Source organism: Brevibacillus sp. NRRL NRS-603, from assembly GCF_003013445.1.
GTDB classification, from domain to species: domain Bacteria; phylum Bacillota; class Bacilli; order Brevibacillales; family Brevibacillaceae; genus Brevibacillus; species Brevibacillus formosus.
The window spans coordinates 23,116-40,791 of record NZ_PXZN01000004.1; the positions used below are offsets into that span (position 1 = coordinate 23,116).

16 protein-coding genes are annotated in these 17,676 nt (G+C 50.3%); 9 read left to right on the forward strand and 7 right to left on the reverse strand.

Annotated features, from left to right (window positions below; translation table 11 throughout):
- Positions 1-135: 135 nt before the first annotated feature.
- Both putP and C7R94_RS00980 read right to left on the reverse strand, forming a co-directional pair.
- Entirely contained in the window at positions 136-1,599 is a 1,464-nt protein-coding gene (putP, locus tag C7R94_RS00975) for a sodium/proline symporter PutP (RefSeq protein ID WP_197240714.1), read from the reverse strand.
- 190 nt (positions 1,600-1,789) lie between these two features.
- Positions 1,790-2,269, reverse strand: coding sequence for a hypothetical protein (locus C7R94_RS00980; protein ID WP_106778090.1), 480 nt, complete (start codon positions 2,267-2,269; stop codon positions 1,790-1,792).
- Between the two features lie 124 nt (positions 2,270-2,393).
- On the opposite strand from C7R94_RS00980, the gene C7R94_RS00985 reads away from it, so the two are divergent.
- On the forward strand, positions 2,394-2,600 hold the full coding sequence (locus C7R94_RS00985; protein ID WP_047071579.1) for a cold-shock protein: 207 nt from the start codon (positions 2,394-2,396) through the stop codon (positions 2,598-2,600).
- 116 nt (positions 2,601-2,716) lie between these two features.
- Here C7R94_RS00985 and C7R94_RS00990 read toward each other — a convergent pair whose 3' ends face one another.
- On the reverse strand, positions 2,717-2,917 hold the full coding sequence (locus C7R94_RS00990) for a hypothetical protein (RefSeq protein WP_106778091.1): 201 nt from the start codon (positions 2,915-2,917) through the stop codon (positions 2,717-2,719).
- A gap of 117 nt (positions 2,918-3,034) precedes the next feature.
- The gene (gene pdxR, locus C7R94_RS00995; RefSeq protein ID WP_106778092.1) at positions 3,035-4,474 is read right to left on the reverse strand and encodes a MocR-like pyridoxine biosynthesis transcription factor PdxR; all 1,440 of its coding nucleotides are present in this window, start codon (positions 4,472-4,474) and stop codon (positions 3,035-3,037) included.
- 107 nt (positions 4,475-4,581) lie between these two features.
- On the opposite strand from pdxR, the gene C7R94_RS01000 reads away from it, so the two are divergent.
- The 7 genes from C7R94_RS01000 to cimA all read left to right on the forward strand — a co-directional run bounded on the left by C7R94_RS01000 (position 4,582) and on the right by cimA (position 12,165).
- Entirely contained in the window at positions 4,582-5,376 is a 795-nt protein-coding gene (locus C7R94_RS01000) for a thymidylate synthase (RefSeq protein WP_047071583.1), read from the forward strand.
- Positions 5,373-5,849: a dihydrofolate reductase gene (locus C7R94_RS01005; RefSeq protein WP_015892627.1), complete on the forward strand. Its 477-nt coding sequence runs from the start codon at positions 5,373-5,375 to the stop codon at positions 5,847-5,849. The genes C7R94_RS01000 and C7R94_RS01005 overlap by 4 nt, the downstream gene beginning before the upstream one ends.
- A 154-nt stretch (positions 5,850-6,003) precedes the next feature.
- A complete protein-coding gene (locus C7R94_RS01010) occupies positions 6,004-7,002 on the forward strand; it encodes a histidinol phosphate phosphatase domain-containing protein (protein WP_106778093.1) in 999 nt (332 codons plus the stop codon).
- Positions 7,003-7,077: 75 nt separating this feature from the next.
- The gene (locus tag C7R94_RS01015; RefSeq protein ID WP_106778094.1) at positions 7,078-8,271 is read left to right on the forward strand and encodes a M20 metallopeptidase family protein; all 1,194 of its coding nucleotides are present in this window, start codon (positions 7,078-7,080) and stop codon (positions 8,269-8,271) included.
- A gap of 117 nt (positions 8,272-8,388) precedes the next feature.
- Positions 8,389-9,480 (forward strand): YheC/YheD family endospore coat-associated protein, encoded by a 1,092-nt coding sequence (locus C7R94_RS01020; protein ID WP_106778095.1) that lies wholly within the window; start codon positions 8,389-8,391, stop codon positions 9,478-9,480.
- Positions 9,481-9,584: 104 nt separating this feature from the next.
- Positions 9,585-10,424 (forward strand): alpha/beta hydrolase, encoded by an 840-nt coding sequence (locus C7R94_RS01025; RefSeq protein ID WP_047071603.1) that lies wholly within the window; start codon positions 9,585-9,587, stop codon positions 10,422-10,424.
- A 118-nt stretch (positions 10,425-10,542) separates the two neighbouring features.
- A complete protein-coding gene (gene cimA, locus C7R94_RS01030) occupies positions 10,543-12,165 on the forward strand; it encodes a citramalate synthase (protein ID WP_106778096.1) in 1,623 nt (540 codons plus the stop codon).
- Between the two features lie 337 nt (positions 12,166-12,502).
- Here the strand turns inward: cimA and C7R94_RS01040 are convergent, their stop codons facing one another.
- Entirely contained in the window at positions 12,503-13,366 is an 864-nt protein-coding gene (locus tag C7R94_RS01040; RefSeq protein WP_106778097.1) for a helix-turn-helix transcriptional regulator, read from the reverse strand.
- A 143-nt stretch (positions 13,367-13,509) separates the two neighbouring features.
- Between C7R94_RS01040 and fabF the strand changes: the two genes are divergently transcribed.
- Positions 13,510-14,748, forward strand: coding sequence for a beta-ketoacyl-ACP synthase II (gene fabF / locus C7R94_RS01045; protein WP_106778098.1), 1,239 nt, complete (start codon positions 13,510-13,512; stop codon positions 14,746-14,748).
- A 98-nt stretch (positions 14,749-14,846) separates the two neighbouring features.
- Here the strand turns inward: fabF and C7R94_RS01050 are convergent, their stop codons facing one another.
- Both C7R94_RS01050 and C7R94_RS01055 read right to left on the reverse strand, forming a co-directional pair.
- Positions 14,847-15,077 (reverse strand): DUF1128 domain-containing protein, encoded by a 231-nt coding sequence (locus tag C7R94_RS01050; RefSeq protein ID WP_047071613.1) that lies wholly within the window; start codon positions 15,075-15,077, stop codon positions 14,847-14,849.
- Between the two features lie 31 nt (positions 15,078-15,108).
- Positions 15,109-17,601 carry a U32 family peptidase gene (locus C7R94_RS01055; protein ID WP_106778099.1) on the reverse strand — a complete coding sequence of 831 codons (2,493 nt, stop codon included), beginning with the start codon at positions 17,599-17,601 and terminating at the stop codon, positions 15,109-15,111.
- Positions 17,602-17,676: the final 75 nt, after the last annotated feature.

A 17,676-nucleotide genomic window follows, 5' to 3' on the forward strand; every position in this document is an offset into this window, starting at 1 on the left:
TTTTGTCCCTCCTTTTTATGAGGTTATGGATGATTTACGATGAGGGTTCCAAATAGTTTCAACAGAAAAAAGCAGCCTATGGCGTGGGACAGGGCAGTTGTCCAGTGCATAGGCTGCTTGGCTTTTTCAGCAAGATTATTTCATGCCTTTTTGGTACTCATCAAACTGAGCGGTAACCTCATTCGAAGGCTTGCTGGTCAAATGGCTGACAACCACGATGGCGAGCAGGCTAATGGCAAAACCGGGAACCATCTCGTAGAGGAAGTCCTTCAGCACATCAAAACGAGTCCAGATGATAACGGTAAGTGCGCCAGCGACCATACCCGCGAGAGCACCCCATTTGTTCATGCGCTTCCAATAGAGGGAGAGCAGGATGACAGGCCCAAACGAAGCACCGAATCCGGCCCATGCATATCCGACGAGATCGAGGATCGTGTCATTTTTATTCAAGGCGAGCAAAAAGGCAACGACAGATACAAGCAATACGGACAAGCGGCCAAAGGTGACCAGCTCTTTGTCGGTTGCAGAACGCTTGAAAAAGGTTTTGTAAATATCTTCGGTCAAGGAGCTGGAGGTGACGAGCAGCTGAGAGGAAATCGTACTCATGATCGCTGCCAAAATCGCCGCCAGCAAAAAGCCGGTAATGATTGGATGGAACAGAATCGTTCCCAACTGGATGAAGATCGTCTCAGGATCGCTCAACGTCCAGCCTTGCTTGGAGTACAGGGCGATACCGACCAGACCTGTCAGCATGGCGCCAACGACGGAGAAAATCATCCAGCCCATACCGATGCTGCGTGCTTTTTTGATCTCACTCGTGGACGTAATCGCCATAAAGCGAACGATAATGTGCGGTTGTCCGAAATAGCCGAGACCCCATGCAAACAAGGAAATGATGCCGAGCAGGCTCGTCCCTTTAAAAATATCGAGTAAAGAGGGATCGACAGCGTGAATCTCGGTAAATGTTTCCCCCAATCCGCCTGCTGTAAGAACGGTCACGAGCGGGACGAGAATGAGCGCGATAACCATGATGAGTCCTTGCACAGCATCCGTCCAGCTAACAGCGAGGAAGCCGCCAAACAATGTGTAGGCAATGGTGACCAATCCGACAATCCATAGTCCCGTTTGATAACTCAGGTGGAAGGTGTTTTCAAACAGCACGCCTCCAGAGACGAGACCGGATGAGACGTAAAAGGTAAAAAAGATCATAATAACAAGGGCCGAGACAAGACGAAGCATCCGAGACCCATCCCCGAAACGATTTTCCAAAAAAGCAGGAATCGTAATCGAGTTGTTGGCAACCTCTGTATACGAACGAAGGCGGGGAGCGACATACAGCCAGTTGGCATAAGCCCCGAGAGTCAGACCGATGGCAATCCAGGATGCGCTAAGACCTTGGGCAAACATGGCGCCAGGCAGGCCCATCATCAGCCAGCCACTCATGTCGGATGCACCCGCGCTGAGAGCGGTTACAGTTGGACCCAGCGATCGACCACCAAGCATATAGTCGGTCAGATTGGAGGTACGCTTGTAGGCATAATATCCGATTAAAAGCATACCTGCCATGTACACAATAATAGACGCGAGCAGCATATTCATTATTGGCAGCACCTCTTGTTATGTTTAGTATTTATGAACTTTATATGAACACTTTACACATTATCATGCCCATATATAAAAATCTATAAGTAAAAACAGAAAATTTTGTAGAGACTCAATAAAAAGTTTTTTATAACGCGAAAAAGCCCGCGAGGATTGATCGCAGGCTTTTCCTGAAATGTTTTCCAAATTACTGAACTTGAACCTGACCGTTTCCGTCGAGTGTTACTTTGAATTCCTTTACAACAGTAGGCTCCGCACCTTGGTTGTTCAAATCGTGCTTAAGCACTTTGAAAGTACCATCGGCAGAGAGCGTGCCTGTATATTCAACACCGAACATGTCAGATTTGTAAAAGCTGAAGTTCGCGAGCTCGGTTTTTTGCAATTCTTCTGCGAGCAGCTGACCATCTCCACTGAACATGGCATTACGCAATGCCTCAGAGGATTCGTATTTTTGCTGGAGATATGTTTGCAGCTGTTTGGCGACCTCAGACTCAGCCAGTTGCTTGCCGGCTTCCAGAACTTGTTGGCCAGCTTCGACAGCCTGTTTGCCTGTCTCAATCGCTTGCTGTCCTGTTTCTACTGCTTGCTGGGCGGTTTGGACCCCTTCGGATATATCGGAGCAGGCAGTGAGCAGCAGCGCGCACGCAAAAATCCATACTTTTTTCATGTAGTTCACTCCTTTCTGGCGTGACGATTCTTACTTTATTTATTTTACCGTATATCCACTGACTTCGCATCCGCATATGATGGGGTAAGCGTAAGAGCTGCACTGATTACAGGGAGGAAACACAATGATTCAAGGGAAAGTAAAATGGTTCAGCAAAGAAAAGGGCTATGGGTTTATTGAGCGCGATGGCGGACCTGATGTATTCGTACACTATTCTGCGATCACGGGGTCAGGATATCGGAACTTGGAGGAAGGCGAGCAGGTGGTTTTTGAGATCGTGAATGGACAGCGTGGGCTGCAAGCCGCCAATGTGGCGAGGCAAAGCGTGTAAAGCTGGTAACATCCCCTAAAAACACATGACGAAGGACTTCCTTCGATTCAAAAACGCCGTCATACCTGTAAAAGGCAGACGGCGTCTTATTTATGTCACGTAGCGCTTGGGATTGATCAAAGGTTGTTGTAGAGGAAGACTGACAATGCAATGACCAGGGCGATCGTAATGATGCCGTAAATGATCAACAGATTTCGGGAGCGTTGTTTAAAGTCCCGCACTTTGGATTCGGATGGGTTTATTCCGATTTTTATGGTAACGACGAGACCTATAAGAACAAGTACAATAATAGCAATAATGAAAGGAAAAATACTCATAACAGCCAGTCCTTTCTGTATGGCCCAGTCATCCTGCTGGATATACACGAGGATGCATACGGTAGCTTACTTCGATCATATACCGACCACACAAAAATGTTGCCATCCACTTTGGGATTATTTTGCCCATCCACTTGCTATGAGCGCATCCGCTAAGCGCGAGACTGCCTCGGGGATCTGATCCAGAGTAGCTCTGCCAAAAGTGAAGCGGATATATCCTTGCTCTGCGCCGAAAAGATGTCCCGGAACGAAGACAACTCCCCGTTTGACTGATTCTGTGAGAAGTCGTTCGCCGCTCCATTCCCCATTAAATTTACACCACAGGTGAATGCCTCCCTCTGAACCGATCATTTCTACTTGATCACCGAACATGTCTTGGAGCGAGGAGACAAGCTGATCATGCCGCAAGGACAGCTCTGTTCGCAAAAGATCGATATGACTTGCAAACTGCGGCGATCCGAGAAAGCGATTTGCCAGCCATTGCGGAAAAATGCTGTGTCCAAAATCAAACTGCTGTTTCGCATCTGCCAGTCTTTCCATGACAGTGGCGGGTCCGACGATCCAGCCGATTCGCAGACCTGAGGCTACGATTTTGGTCAAAGAGCTGATGTAGAGTACTGTTCCATGTTGATCCAACGATTTTAAGGTTGGGACGTGCTCTCTTGAAAAACTGGTCAAGCTGTATGGATCATCCTCGATAATTGGAATCCCGTTTTCATAGGAGAATGCCAGCAGTTCCTGGCGCCGCTCCAATGAAAGCAGTGTCCCAGTCGGGTTTTGATAATTCGGATTGAGAAAAACCATTTTGATGCGGTGCTGGCGGTGGAGCTGGGCCAAGTGCTTGGGGTCGATGCCGTCCCGGTCGACCGGCAGAGAGAACGTACGCAAGCCAGCAGAATGAAAAAGCGGCAAGGAATAACAATAAGACGGCTTCTCAATGGCAACCGCATCTCCTGGCTTTAACAAGCATTGAACGACGAGATGAAGAGCTTGCTGCGCGCCTGATGTAATCATGATCGAGGTAGCGGGTGCTTCGATGCTTCGCCATGTTTTCATATGGAGACTCAATGTCTCTCGCAAAGCCCAATTGCCCTGCGGGTGTTCATAGCCGAGATGAGCCGGGAAGTCATCGGGGGTCATGAGCTGCTTAAGTGCTTGATTAGGAACGAGATCGGTCGAGAGCTCGCCACTCGCCAAATCGATCAAGTCATTTTCCTGAGTTTCACGACGGATTTTCCGGATCAACGGTAAATTCGGGCGAAACGAACCTGATTCCGTCAAATGACGCCAGTTCGGAACGCGGGTCCGTGCCAGTCCCCAAATATCTTGGCTGACGATGGTGCCACTTCCTTGTATGCGTTCGATTATACCCGCTGCTTGCAGCTCATCGTACGCAGCGACGACGGTTGAACGGTTGACGTTCAGTTCTTTGGCCAGCGTGCGCTCCGAGGGCAAATAGCTGCCAGGACCGAATTCACCACTGCTGATTCTTTGCTCGATTTGTTCTGCTATTTGTTTATATAAGGGCTTTGTAGCTCCAGAAGATTTGCCATCCATCAGGAATCCCGCTTTCTACATTTATCCATTTATTATATCATGACATTCCGATCTTTCCTTTTCGTCTGGGTCAGGTAAAATAGATGAGATGGAAGGAGAGATGGACGATGAAACAATACCTGGATTTGTGCCAGCGCATTTTGAATGAGGGTGTCACAAAAGAGGATCGGACAGGCACCGGAACGACCAGTGTTTTTGGGCATCAGATGCGTTTTGACTTGAGTGAAGGCTTTCCTATGGTCACGACGAAAAAGCTGCATATGAAATCGATCATCCACGAATTGCTCTGGTTTTTATCAGGCGATACCAATGTCCGCTACTTGCAGGAAAACGGCGTGCGGATCTGGAACGAATGGGCCGATGAAAATGGAGATTTGGGACCGGTATACGGAAGCCAATGGCGTTCCTTTACTGGACGCGACGGCAAAACAGTGGACCAGATTCAATGGGTCATTGATGAGATCAAACGCAATCCGGACTCTCGCCGCTTGATCGTTAGCGCATGGAACCCAGCTGAATTGGACAAGATGGCATTGCCGCCTTGTCACCTGCTGTTCCAGTTTTACGTAGCGAATGGCAAGTTGTCCTGCCAATTGTATCAGCGCAGTGGCGACACATTTTTGGGTGTGCCGTTTAATATCGCTTCCTACGCGTTGCTGACCCATATGGTGGCGCATGTCACCGGGCTTGAAGTAGGCGATTTTGTTCATACGATTGGAGATGCACATCTGTATCTCAACCATATTGAGCAGGTCAAGCTCCAGCTCACTCGCGAGCCGAAGCCACTGCCAAAGCTCGTGCTCAATCCAGAAGTGACTTCGATTTTTGACTTCAAATACGAAGATATTGAAATCGTCGGCTACGAATCTCACCCGCACATCAAAGGCGAGGTGGCCGTATGATCAGCCTGATTGTTGCCTATGCCCGCAACCAAGTCATCGGAAAAGATGGCGACATGCCGTGGCACCTTCCTGCCGACTTGAAAAATGTGAAGGAATTAACGACAGGCAAAACGATCGTAATGGGACGCAAAACGTTCGAATCGATCGGCAAGCCGCTGCCTAACCGCAGGAATGTCGTCCTGACACGCAGCCAGGACTTTCACCCTGAAGGTGTAGATGTCGTCCATACGAAGGAAGAAGTGCTCGCCATGGGTGATGTCATCATCTTTGGTGGCTCGGAGATTTACCGTCAGTTCCTCGATGTCGTTGATCGTCTGTACATTACGGAGATCGATTTGGAAACAGAGGGCGATACGTTTTTCCCGGCATGGGATCGCGATGCTTACACATTAGTGGACAAGCGTGAGGGTATCGTGGATGAGAAGAACGTTCATCCGCATGCGTTTTACGTGTATGAGCGAAAAAATAGCTGATAAGCAAAAATGCCTCGTTGCTGAGGCATTTTTTTTGTTCTTTTTTCACCCCTTTTGCTAGGTCGTTCGTCATGTGAATACTCGACATATGTATGGAACCAAACGCATATATAACGATAGGAAATAGCAGGGACGAACCCAAGGAGGTGATCGGGTGAAGGTAGATTTTCACGTCCATCTGGAGGAAGGGCCGTATTCGCTGGACTGGTTGCTCAAGCAAGCGGAATCATTGCGCCCCCTCGTAGAGCATGCCGAAGTGAAGGGGAGCCGAAAATGGGCAAGTATGCTGATCAATGGGTTGGCAGAGCGCCTACAACAAGGCCCGTATTCACGGGATTGGCTTGAATTGTATCGATTGCGTGCCAAGCAGGCTGGGATTCAGCAAGTTTGCGTGGTCGAGCACTTATACCGTTTTTTTGAGTATCGGTCGTACTACGAACAGCATGTGCACATCGGCTCTGATCGTTTGGGGACCGCGCAGCGCAAATGGCTGAGTCAGGTCGCAAACGATTCACTGGACAGCTTTGTTGTTTTCCTGCAAAAAGAGCGGCTTCGTTGGGCGGAGGATGGAATTGAGCTTCGTGTCGGGATTGAACTGGATTATTTTTCAGGTGGAGAAGAGACACTGCGGCATGTCATGAATCAATATCCTTGGGATGTGTGCATAGGGGCCGTGCATTTTCTGGAGGGCTGGGGCTATCCGATCCAGGATGCACGAGAACGCTTTGGCAGGCAGGAGCTAATCGGATTGTACAGCCTTTATTTTGATAAGCTGGAGCAGGCGATCGAATCGCAATTATTCGATGTCATCGCCCATATCGATGGCATCAAAGCGTTTGGCGTGCGACCGGATGAAACTGCACTATTGCCGTATTATCAGCGTGTGGCCCGGGCTCTTGGGCGCATGGGTATTGCGACGGAAATCAATACAGGCTACGGTCTGGCGAGTCAGCTCCGTGAATTTTCGCCCAGCTATCGTTTTTTGGAGATTTTGTTCCAGAATGAGGTGCCCATTACCTTGGCGTCTAGCGCTACTGCGCCTGATCAAGTCGGTCAGCAGTTGGACGAGGCTCGAGCCCAGTTGAAACGGGTAGGCTATACGAGCTTTGCGGTTTTTGAAAAGCGAAAACGGAGCATGCTCGCTCTGGATTAGTCAAGCTCCCCATTTGACCCATGATTCTGCTATGATGGGACAAGAATGGTGAATCAAGGGGGAGGAGTAAGAACCATGGCCTTGCAGGAACAATTAAAAGAGCTGCTCAAAGAGATGGAGCCGCAAATAATTAGCTGGAGGCGTCATCTGCACCAGCATCCCGAGCTATCTTTTCAAGAGGAGAAGACCCCAGCTCTCATTGCCGAAATATTGAGAGGACTTCACTTCGATGAGGTTCGCACAGGGGTTGGCGGTAGAGGAGTCATCGGCGTTTTGCGCGGAGGGCGCCCGGGTAAGGTCGTCGCGTTGCGTGCGGATTTTGACGCGCTGCCGATTCAAGATCAAAAAGAAGTGCCGTATAAATCCACTGTACCTGGCGTCATGCATGCGTGTGGACATGATGCGCACACTTCCCAGCTATTAGGACTTGCTTCTGTTTTGGCAGCACATCGTGAGCAGTTTGCCGGTGAAATTCGCTTTATCTTTCAGCATGCGGAAGAGGAAAATCCGGGCGGAGCTACCCAAATGGTTCAGGATGGTGCTGTAGATGGCGTCGATGCGATCTTTGGCGTTCATCTCTGGTCGATGTTCCCTGTGGGGAAGGTATACATTAGCGCAGGTCCGCTGATGGCGAATACGGACGACTTTTCCATTGAGATCAAAGGAAGAGGGGGACACGGTGCTGTTCCAGAAGAAACCGTCGACTCCATTGTGATCGGTTCCCAAATTGTCGGGCATCTGCAAACGATTGCCAGCCGCAACGTCAGCCCTTTGGAGAGTGTAGTCGTGACCGTGGGGACGTTCCACGGCGGAGACAGTACGAATATCATCGCAGATAGCTGTCGGTTGACAGGGACTGTCCGCACCTTTTTGCCAGACGTCCGCGATCGTGCGGAGCAGCGCCTGACAGAAATTGCGGAGGGGACAGCTGCCATGATGGGAGGCAGCGCTACGGTTGTCTACGATCGAGGGTATCCAGCCGTCATTAACCATGAAAAAGAAACAATGATCGCACAGGAAGCAGCCATTGCCGCATTTGGAGCTGGTCGTGTGGAATCGATGAAGCCGTTGATGGGTGGCGAGGACTTTTCGTACTACTTGGAAAAAGTGCCGGGTGCTTATTTGTTTGTAGGGGCAGGCAATCCAGAAAAACTGGCGACATATCCTCACCATCATCCCCGCTTTGATATCGACGAGGATGCCATGCTGATCGCAGGCGAGCTCTTGGGACGAACAGCACTGCACTATTTGGAAACACATCAACGATAAGAAAACCCATGAAAGATGCGCTTTTGCCTACATAGGACAAAGGCGCTTTTTTTGCTTTCAACCATAAGCTATACGAGGCTAGCTAGAAAATCGAACAAGGGAGGGAGTGGCCTTTCGGTGAGAAAACGGATAGGCGTACTGACCTACCGAGGAGAATCAGGCTTTGTCGAGCCGGGCTATTTGCGAAGGCTGGTTAAGGAAGGAAGAGAAATGGGGGCAGAGGTTTTTTTATTTAGCCCACAAGATGTCCGTTTTGCAGAAAAGCGGATCAACGGTTATGTACCAGATGGCACGAAGTGGAGACGAGAGCGTTTTGCCTGGCCCGATATCGTCATCGACCGTTATCGCTACTATCCATTGCCCAAGCATCGTGCTTATTTGCCATTTCGTAAGCAAAACTGGTTTCGTTATGCGAATAACCGTTTCTCGAACAAATATGCCGTACACCAGATTTTGATACAAGATCCAGAGCTACAGCGCTGGCTTCCCGAAACACTCCCCTACGACAGAAAAACGCTTGCTGCGATGCTTGCTGATCATCGTCTGGTTTATCTCAAGCCGACAAACGGAACAGGTGGCAGAAGCATACTGCGTGTGGAGAAACGAGCAGGTCGCTATCTTTTGCATGGCAGGACCAAGCAGCAAGCCAAAAGCTGCGAAAAACTGCCGACGCTCACAGAGGTGTGCGAGCGGCTGGAGCATTGGATGAAGAATGAGAAGAGCGGAAACGAGCAGTTTTTTCTTCAGCAGGGGCTACGGTTGTCACTGGTTCCCAAGCGAACAGTAGATGCTCGCATGCTTGTGCAAAAGAACGGGAAGGGTCAGTGGTGTTTGACCGGGATGGGTATTCGCGTTGGGCCGATACAATCTTCCACCTCGAATTTGCATGGAGGGGGAACCGCTTTGCCTGCTGTTTCCTTTTTGGTCAAACGATTTGGTCAAGAAATGGCAGAGCGGATTGTGCTGGAATGCAAGGAGCTCGCGATCAAGACTGTCACACGCATTGAAGAACATTTCGGCCTGATGATGGAGTTTGGCTTTGACCTGGGAATTGATGTTAACGGGAAGGTGTGGATTATCGAAATCAATCCGAAGCCAGGCAGAGAAATTTTCAAGCAGATGCGTCAGTACGAGCGATATGCGATGGCGGTTCGTCGGCCGTTGGAGTATGCGTTGTATCTTATTAATAAAGACAATGCAGTTATCTAAAGGGGATCTTCTATTGAGGAAGGTCTCTTTTTTTAGTATTTTCGTTTCTTTTAGGAGGGGGACACGGCATAATAATAAAAAAATGCACAAGAGGTGAAACGCACATGCAAAAGCAATCATTTTCCATCGCACTCGATGAGGAGTTAACGCTGAGGGGCGACATTCATACGGAGGAATCGGCAGGCTCAGCACAGCCACTGCTGCTATTTTGCCACGGCTTTAAAGGCTTCAAGGATTGGGGAAGCTTTCCCTACGTAGCCGATGAACTGGCCAAGCAAGGCATTACCACGATTCGCTTTAATTTTAGCTGCAATGGCGTAGGGGAGAGCTTGACGGAGTTCGACGAGCTGGAGAAATTCGGACGCAATACGTATGCGCGTGAACTGGCTGATTTGCAAGCGTTGACGGAACACATTTTGTCAGGCGAGCTACCGTTACCCGATTATGTGGACAAAACGAAGCTGTACGTACTCGGACACAGCAAGGGCGGCGGTGACGCGATTCTATTTGGAGCAAACAACCCGCATGTGGCAGGGATTGTGACCTGGAACGGAATCGCTCATGTCGATTTGTTCGACGAGAAGCTGCGCCGACAAATAGAAGAGACAGGCGTCGGATACATAGCAAATGCCCGGACTGGTCAAGACATGCCAATCACGAGAGTCGTGATCGAGGACGTGGACAACAATCGCCAACAATACGATATTTTGGAACTTGTTTCTACGATGGAGCAACCATTGTGCATCATCACAGGAGAAAAAGATTATGTCCGTCTGGTAGAGGGTGCAAAAAGAATTCATCAGGCTGCCAAAAACAGCGAGCTGCACTGGATAGAAGGCGGAGACCATACATTTAACACGCGTCATCCGTTTGCGGGTACATCGGCTCCGCTGGAAGCTGCGATCAAGCAAACCGTCGCATTTGTCCGCACCCCACGGACATAGAAAAAACCTCTATTTTCCCGCGTTTTCTTTCCATTTGGGCTGTGGTATACTGGGAATCGTCTAACGGTTAGAATGATGTGATTATTCAGAAAAATAACAGGACAGGTGGAGAAGAAACATGAATAGCAAGGTGTATCTGTATGATACGACCCTGCGAGATGGAACGCAGGGAGAGGGGATCAGCCTGTCGGTAGAAGACAAGATAAAGATCGCACTGCGGCTGGATCAGTTTGGTATCGATTTTATTGAAGGCGGTTGGCCGGGCAGCAATCCAAAGGACATGGCTTTTTTTGAGCGTATCCGGGAGATTTCACTGCAACACGCTAAGGTAACGGCTTTTGGCAGTACCTGTAGACCGAATGTAGCAGCGGCGGATGATGACAATCTGCAAGCGTTGATCTTAAGCGGAGCCTCGGCAGCCGCGATCTTCGGGAAATCATGGGACTTGCACGTTACGGATGCTCTGAAGACGACATTGGAAGAAAACGTGCGCATGGTCGCTGACTCGGTCGCATTTTTAAAAGAAAATGGACTGACGACTCTCTTTTTGGCTGAGCATTTCTTCGATGGGTACAAGGCGAATCCGCGCTACGCATTGCGGGTGTTGGAAGCAGCAGAAGAGGCTGGGGCTGACTGGATTGTTCTCTGTGACACAAATGGCGGGACACTGCCGCATGAAGTTTATGATATTGTCAAAACGACTGTGGGCCATCTGCGGACGCCTGTAGGCATTCATCCGCATAATGACAGCGGAGTGGCAGTTGCCAATGCATTAGCTGCGATTCAGGCTGGCGCACAGCAAGTACAAGGAACGATTAACGGCATCGGTGAGCGCTGCGGGAACGTCAATCTGATCTCAGTGGTGCCGAATTTGCAGCTCAAGCTGGGCTATCAATGTGTGAGCAGCGATCAATTGCAGGAGCTGACACAGCTGTCTCGCTATGTAGCGGAAATTGCCAACATGACGATGCCGAACAACCAGCCGTTTGTCGGGTACAGTGCTTTTGCTCACAAGGGCGGTATTCACGTAAGCGCCGTGATGCGCGATCCGAAAACGTACGAGCACATCGAGCCGGAAAACATCGGCAACAAACGTCGCGTACTCGTCTCAGAGCTCGCAGGACAAAGCAATTTGCTCGCCAAAATGGAAGAGCTAGAGATCGACCTCTCCCTGGACCGCGAAAAGGCGAGAGAAATCATTACACACATCAAGGAGCGCGAATTCCAAGGCTATCAATACGAGGGAGCAGAGGCTTCGCTAACGCTGATGCTCTTAGAAGCCTCCGGCAAGCTGAAAAACCTGTTCAAGCTGGACTCCTTCAAGATCATGCTGGAAAAGGCAGCCGTCCAATCGATCACGTCGGAGGCGACTGTGAAGCTGCGGGTGAACGGGGAGTCTGTCCATACGGCCGCAGATGGCAATGGTCCAGTGAATGCGCTGGACAATGCGATGCGAAAAGCATTGGAAGGCTACTACCCGTGCATTGCAAAAATGCAGCTGGAAGATTACAAGGTGCGTGTCTTGGATGAAAACGGCGCGACTGCCGCAAAAGTACGTGTCCTGATCGAATCCTCGAGCAACGGCGAAAAGTGGAGCACAGTCGGCGTCTCAACCAACGTCATCGAGGCGAGCTGGGAAGCGCTGGCAGACAGTATCCGTTACCTGCTGTGGAAAGAAGGCTGCGAGGAAGTCGGAAGCCTTGCTTCCTCCGGGACGCGCGTAGGAATTGTGAATCATTAACAAAGAGAACCAGCCCGGGCAGATGCCGTCGGGCTGGTTTTTCTTTTGCGTGCATGTTTTAGAAGGCATCGGTTTACGAACAAAGCTAGTGAGAAGAAAAAGCACAGAGCTCGTAGACCTTGACAACGCCTACCCAGTCGGAACTTCCAAAAGGGAACCACGCTTGTCGAACACTTCTTCCCTGAGAAGCCTCCGCCCGTAGGGTGGCTTTGGCTCGACGGTCCCCTTTTGGAAGTGGAGACGGACAGTGAATCCCCATGCTGGCGTGTCAGAGTCGAAGAGAACTGTGCTTTTTCTTCTCCTCCACCATGTTGACTCAAACCACATAGAACTTCGGTCAAGGTTTGCCAGAAGTAACAGGCCGATCAATCAACTGCCTCAGCTTTGTCTCCGTGGCAGAATTCGGGTCAGGCGTGTAAATGCTGCATCGCAAATCCGCGCTCCCGGAAACTTGCAGCGAAGTCAGATGAAAGAGCATTTTCCCTGCTTTTGCATGACGGAATTCCAGTAAAACCTCCGGGGCTGAGCTGACTCGGCTTTGCTCCCACAGGTCGTGAAAGTCGGGATGAACCTGCCGCATTTCGCTTAAAAACTGCTCGTACCACTCGTCCTCTACATACTGACCGTAATTAGCGCGAAAAATCGCGAGAAAGCCGCTGACGAAATGCTCCCAGTTGACTGCCAGCCGCCGTAATTCCTTTCGTGTAAACACCAAGCGGATCAAATTGCGCTCTTCATAAGGGATTTGTTCAAAATCAAGAAAGACATGTGCGGCTGCCTCGTTCCAGCCGACAATATGACTGCGTCGATCTGTAATGATGGCGGGACACGAGCGCAATTCTTTCAAGATTCGTTTCAGGGCAGGATTGATCTGCGGCGGTTCATCCTTTTGCACACCTTGCCCGACTCCCGTTCCTGTCTCCAGTGCCAGCGCATACAAATATTTACGCTCATCGACGGTAAGCTGCAAGGCTCTTGCTACCGCATCCAGAACAGAAGGCGAGACCTTGATATCGCGGCCTTGTTCCAGCCATGTATACCAGGTGGAGCTAACCCCCGCGAGCTGAGCAACTTCTTCTCTTCGTAGTCCGGGGGTTCTTCTGCGCGTCCCAGGAGCCAGCCCGACCGATTGTGGCAGGATTTTGGCGCGCTGCGCTTTCAAAAAAGTAGACAGTGCCTGCAAACGCGTTTGCTGATTCATGGTACACTCTCCATTTCTCGATTTCCTCAACTGGTTAAGTTTGTTAGACTAGTACTCATTATACTAGGATAAACAACAACTTGTAATAGGATAACTCGTGTGACAAGATGATTTCCATAAGGCACTCGAATAGGAGGCTAATCATGGAAAAAGTCGTTGTCACAGGTATGGGAGTAATCTCCCCGATAGGGAATACAGTGAATCAGTTTTGGAACAGTCTCGTGCAAGGGAAGTCTGGTATCTCGCCTATTGATACTTTTGATACAGCACGCAATAAAACGAAAATCGCAGGTTTGGTGCGAGATTTTGATCCGGCAGAGCGTTTTGGGCGCAAAGAAGCGCGGCGAATGGATCGCTTTTGCCAGTTTGCCCTTGCTGCTGTAGAAGAAGCGCTAGAGGATGCAGAACTTCGGCTGGACGAGTTGGACCGCGAGCGAATCGGGGTATATGTAGGCTCTGGCATCGGTGGAGTAGGGACGCTCCTTGAGCAGCATAACGTTCTTCGTGAACGAGGTCCTGAGCGGGTCAGTCCGACGCTTGTTCCCATGCTCATCTCCAACATGGCAGCAGCGATGATCAGCATCAAGTACGGTCTGTACGGGCCGACGATGTCACCTGTTACTGCTTGCTCGATTGGGAATACGTCCATCGGAGAGGCTTTCCGGCTCATTCGGACAGGTGGGGCAGATGTCGTCATCGCAGGTGGGTCTGAGGCCGCAGTGACGGACATATCTCTCGCCAGCTTTAGCAATGCGACGGCATTATCAACGAGAAATGATGATCCAGCAGGAGCGAGTCGGCCATTTGATTCCCAACGGGATGGGTTTGTCATGGCAGAGGGTGCCGGGATTGTGATTTTGGAATCAGAATCACACGCCAAGAAAAGAAACGCCCGGATGTATGCCGAGGTGATTGGCTATGGGGCAAGCTCAGATGCTTATCATATGGTAGCGACACATCCAGAAGGAATCGGTCCCTACCGCGCGATGAAATGGGCCCTCCAGGAAGCTGGGGTGCAAACGACAGACGTCGATGTCATCAGCGCGCACGCAACCAGCACAGAAATCGGAGACCGTTCAGAGACATTGGCGATCAAAAAGCTGTTTGGCGAGCATGCGTACCGTGTGCCGATCACCGCCAACAAATCGATGACGGGTCATATGTTTGGTGCAGCAGGAGGGGCGGAGGCGATCGCACTGATTAAGAGCTTGCAGGAAGGGATTATTCCTCCGACGATTAATCAGGAGGAGCGTGACCCTGAATGCGATCTGGACTATGTGCCAAATACAGCACGCAGAGCTACGCTCGATATCGGCATGTCCAATTCCTTTGGCTTTGGCGGTCATAACGCAGTCATTGTGTTGAAAAAAGTAAACGGATAGAGCCTGTTTCCGTAGTCTCCGATAGACTGTGGGAGCACACAAAAAAAGCGTCACTCCATATACCCGGGAGTGACGCTTTTTCACTGTGTCAAACAGAACTAGGATTGTTTTCTCATCGCACCCAGCTCTTCAACGATAGCAGTCATTTCATTGATGCCAAACGCGGCTTTTTTCTGCACCATGTTGTACAGGTACAGCAAATCCTCGTAATGAACCAGATCGAAATCCTCCGGGCGCATCACCGCTGTATTCGCCATATTCAGCTTTGCTTTGATGCCTTCAATGATAATAGCGAGGTTTTCAACAGAAGGTTGATTCAGGTCAGCCATACTTTCTCGCTCCTCTCTACAAATCTGTTAGTTATTTCGTCAGTTGCCCACGTGTGACGCCCAACTGGTTAGTTGCCTTCAGAGTACGCCATACATGTGTACCGCTAACTTCTCCGCGCAATGCCTTGCGATACAGGCTGATTACCTCTTTCACGCGCTCTGGCTCTTCTTCCAAAAACTCGATGCGATAGCTGCCGACATTCAGGGAGCGGAATTCGCTCAAGTACTCAGCACCGGACTGGTCAATCGCATTATAAACGGTATTGCGGCAACCGGTATCCACACGTACAGGGTGAGAGAAACCGACGCGGTCTTTCAAAGAAATGCGGGAGGTCTCACATGGAGTTCCGCAGTTTGTATGGTCAGTACCTTCACTCATGAATGTGCAGTATACGCAATGCTCCGTGTGGAACATCGGCATATGCTGGTGGATGACCAGCTCCATGTTCGCAGCGTTCGAGCGGCTGAGCAGATCGACCATCTGCTGGATGTTCAGATCGTACGATGGCGTGACGAGCTCAAGACCTGTTGCGAGGAACAGCTCAACTGCCTTGTGGTTCGCGACATTCAAGGAGAAATCGCCAATCAGCGGAATGTCGATTTCATCACGACGGGACAAATAGTAATAGAGTGCTCCCGTATTGCGCACCAGAATAGCGTCTGGCTTGCTTTTCGCGATCAGGGCAAGGACACCGTTTTCATCCGGCATATGAATGCGCATCGTAGCAATCCCGATCTTTTTCCCGTACTTGTGAGCCAGCTTGACACCCTCTGGATACTGCTTGACGAATTCAAAGTCAGCGTAGAGGAAGTCCACATCTGTTTGCGCAGCTGCTTCCAATTGCTCAAGGGAGCGGCACAGCGCTGTCAGGAGCGGCTTTTCCACTGGCTGGCTCTTTGGAACATCCGCATATACGTTGATATCGTGATGGTGGTAAATCGGCGGCTTGGAGCGCAGGAACACGAGCTGTTCGACCGCGTCACGGCGCATCCGGTTCAACTCACTGACAGGAACGATGAGATCCCCTTCGAGATCGACAGTCAGATCGTGAGCTTCCAGGTGGAAAATGGTTCCGCCCAGACGGCTGAGTTGATCGTGCAGCAACTCTTTCGTCAGCGGACGCTTCAAAGCAGTTTCCAGCAGTACCTCGGAAGGAACACTGACAGCGTGATTCGCCTGTTTATCCACCCAAGTGACGCTGAGCTTTTCACCCAGCTTTCCGCTCACGTGAACAGACAATGGGAAGGTTCGATAAGGCTTTTCGGTCTCGAACGTTTTGCGCAGACGACGATCCAGCTCAGGATCGCTCGTCTTCCATACGCGGTCACCGACGTGAAGACGCTTCAGATTCACGTCATTGCGTCCCATGACGATTTCGTACAAGCCTTTGGAAACTTCGCCTTCTACCTTTTTACTGCGGCTCAATATATCGTAGATACGACCGCCTTCTTCTTTTTGCGTAGGGTCCCCCGCGTCGAACACGATTCCGTCTCCGCGTTTGACGGGAGCAGTGATCTCCACCAAAACGCCTGTAGGAAGCAGTTTTTTCACGGTTCCCAAAAATACACCGCGGCTTTTCGGGAACGAACCATCTACGAGCTGCTTGTTGTTTGTCCCGGTCAAAAATCCGTGTGTAAACCCGCGGGAGAAGCTTTGTTGCAGCTCGCGTACTTCTACCTCGGTTGGTCCCGTATCTTGTCCGGCAAAATAGCGCTCGATGGCGGCATTGTATTTGCTCACGACGTTTGCCACGTATTCAGGTGTTTTCAGACGGCCTTCAATTTTAAAGGAAGTCACGCCAGCCTCAATCAGCTCAGGAACCAAATCGATGGCAGCCAAGTCCTTCGGGGACAGTACGTAAGCGATGTTCCCCATGTCCTTTTGCACACCGTCTACCATCAGGTCATACGGCAAGCGACAGGCTTGGGCACACTCCCCGCGGTTTGCCGAGCGTCCACCCCACATTTCCGAGGTCAGACATTGTCCCGAATAAGAAACGCACAAGGCGCCGTGGACGAATACTTCCATCGGCAGCTTTGCTTTTTCTCCGATTTTTTTGATCTCTTTTAAAGAATTTTCACGACCGAGGACGACGCGTTCCATATCAAACGGCTTTGTGAACTCCACCGCTTCCGGCGAAGTGATCGTCATCTGTGTAGAGCCGTGAATCGGGAAGTCTGGAGAAATCTCGCGGATCATCTTTACAAGACCGAGGTCTTGCACGATCACAGCGTCTACTCCAGCGTGAATACAGGCGTCAATCAGCTCGCGTGCATCCTCTAGTTCATTTTCAAATACGAGAATATTAAAGGTAAGGAAGCCCTTTACCCCGTACATGTGCAAATAAGCCATAATCTCAGGCAGTTCCGCCATTTGAAAGTTCTCAGCACGAGCACGCGCGTTGAACTTTTCTACCCCAAAAAAGATGGCATTGGCTCCGTTGGCCACGGCTGCCTTCAAACAGTCCCAGTTACCAGCAGGTGCCAACAGCTCGATATCTTCACGCTTTATACCATTTCGCATGTGTATGTCTTACCTCCAAGGTCTTCAAACAAGCTCTTCTTCATCATAGGGAAATGTGCTGGTCACCGCAACAAA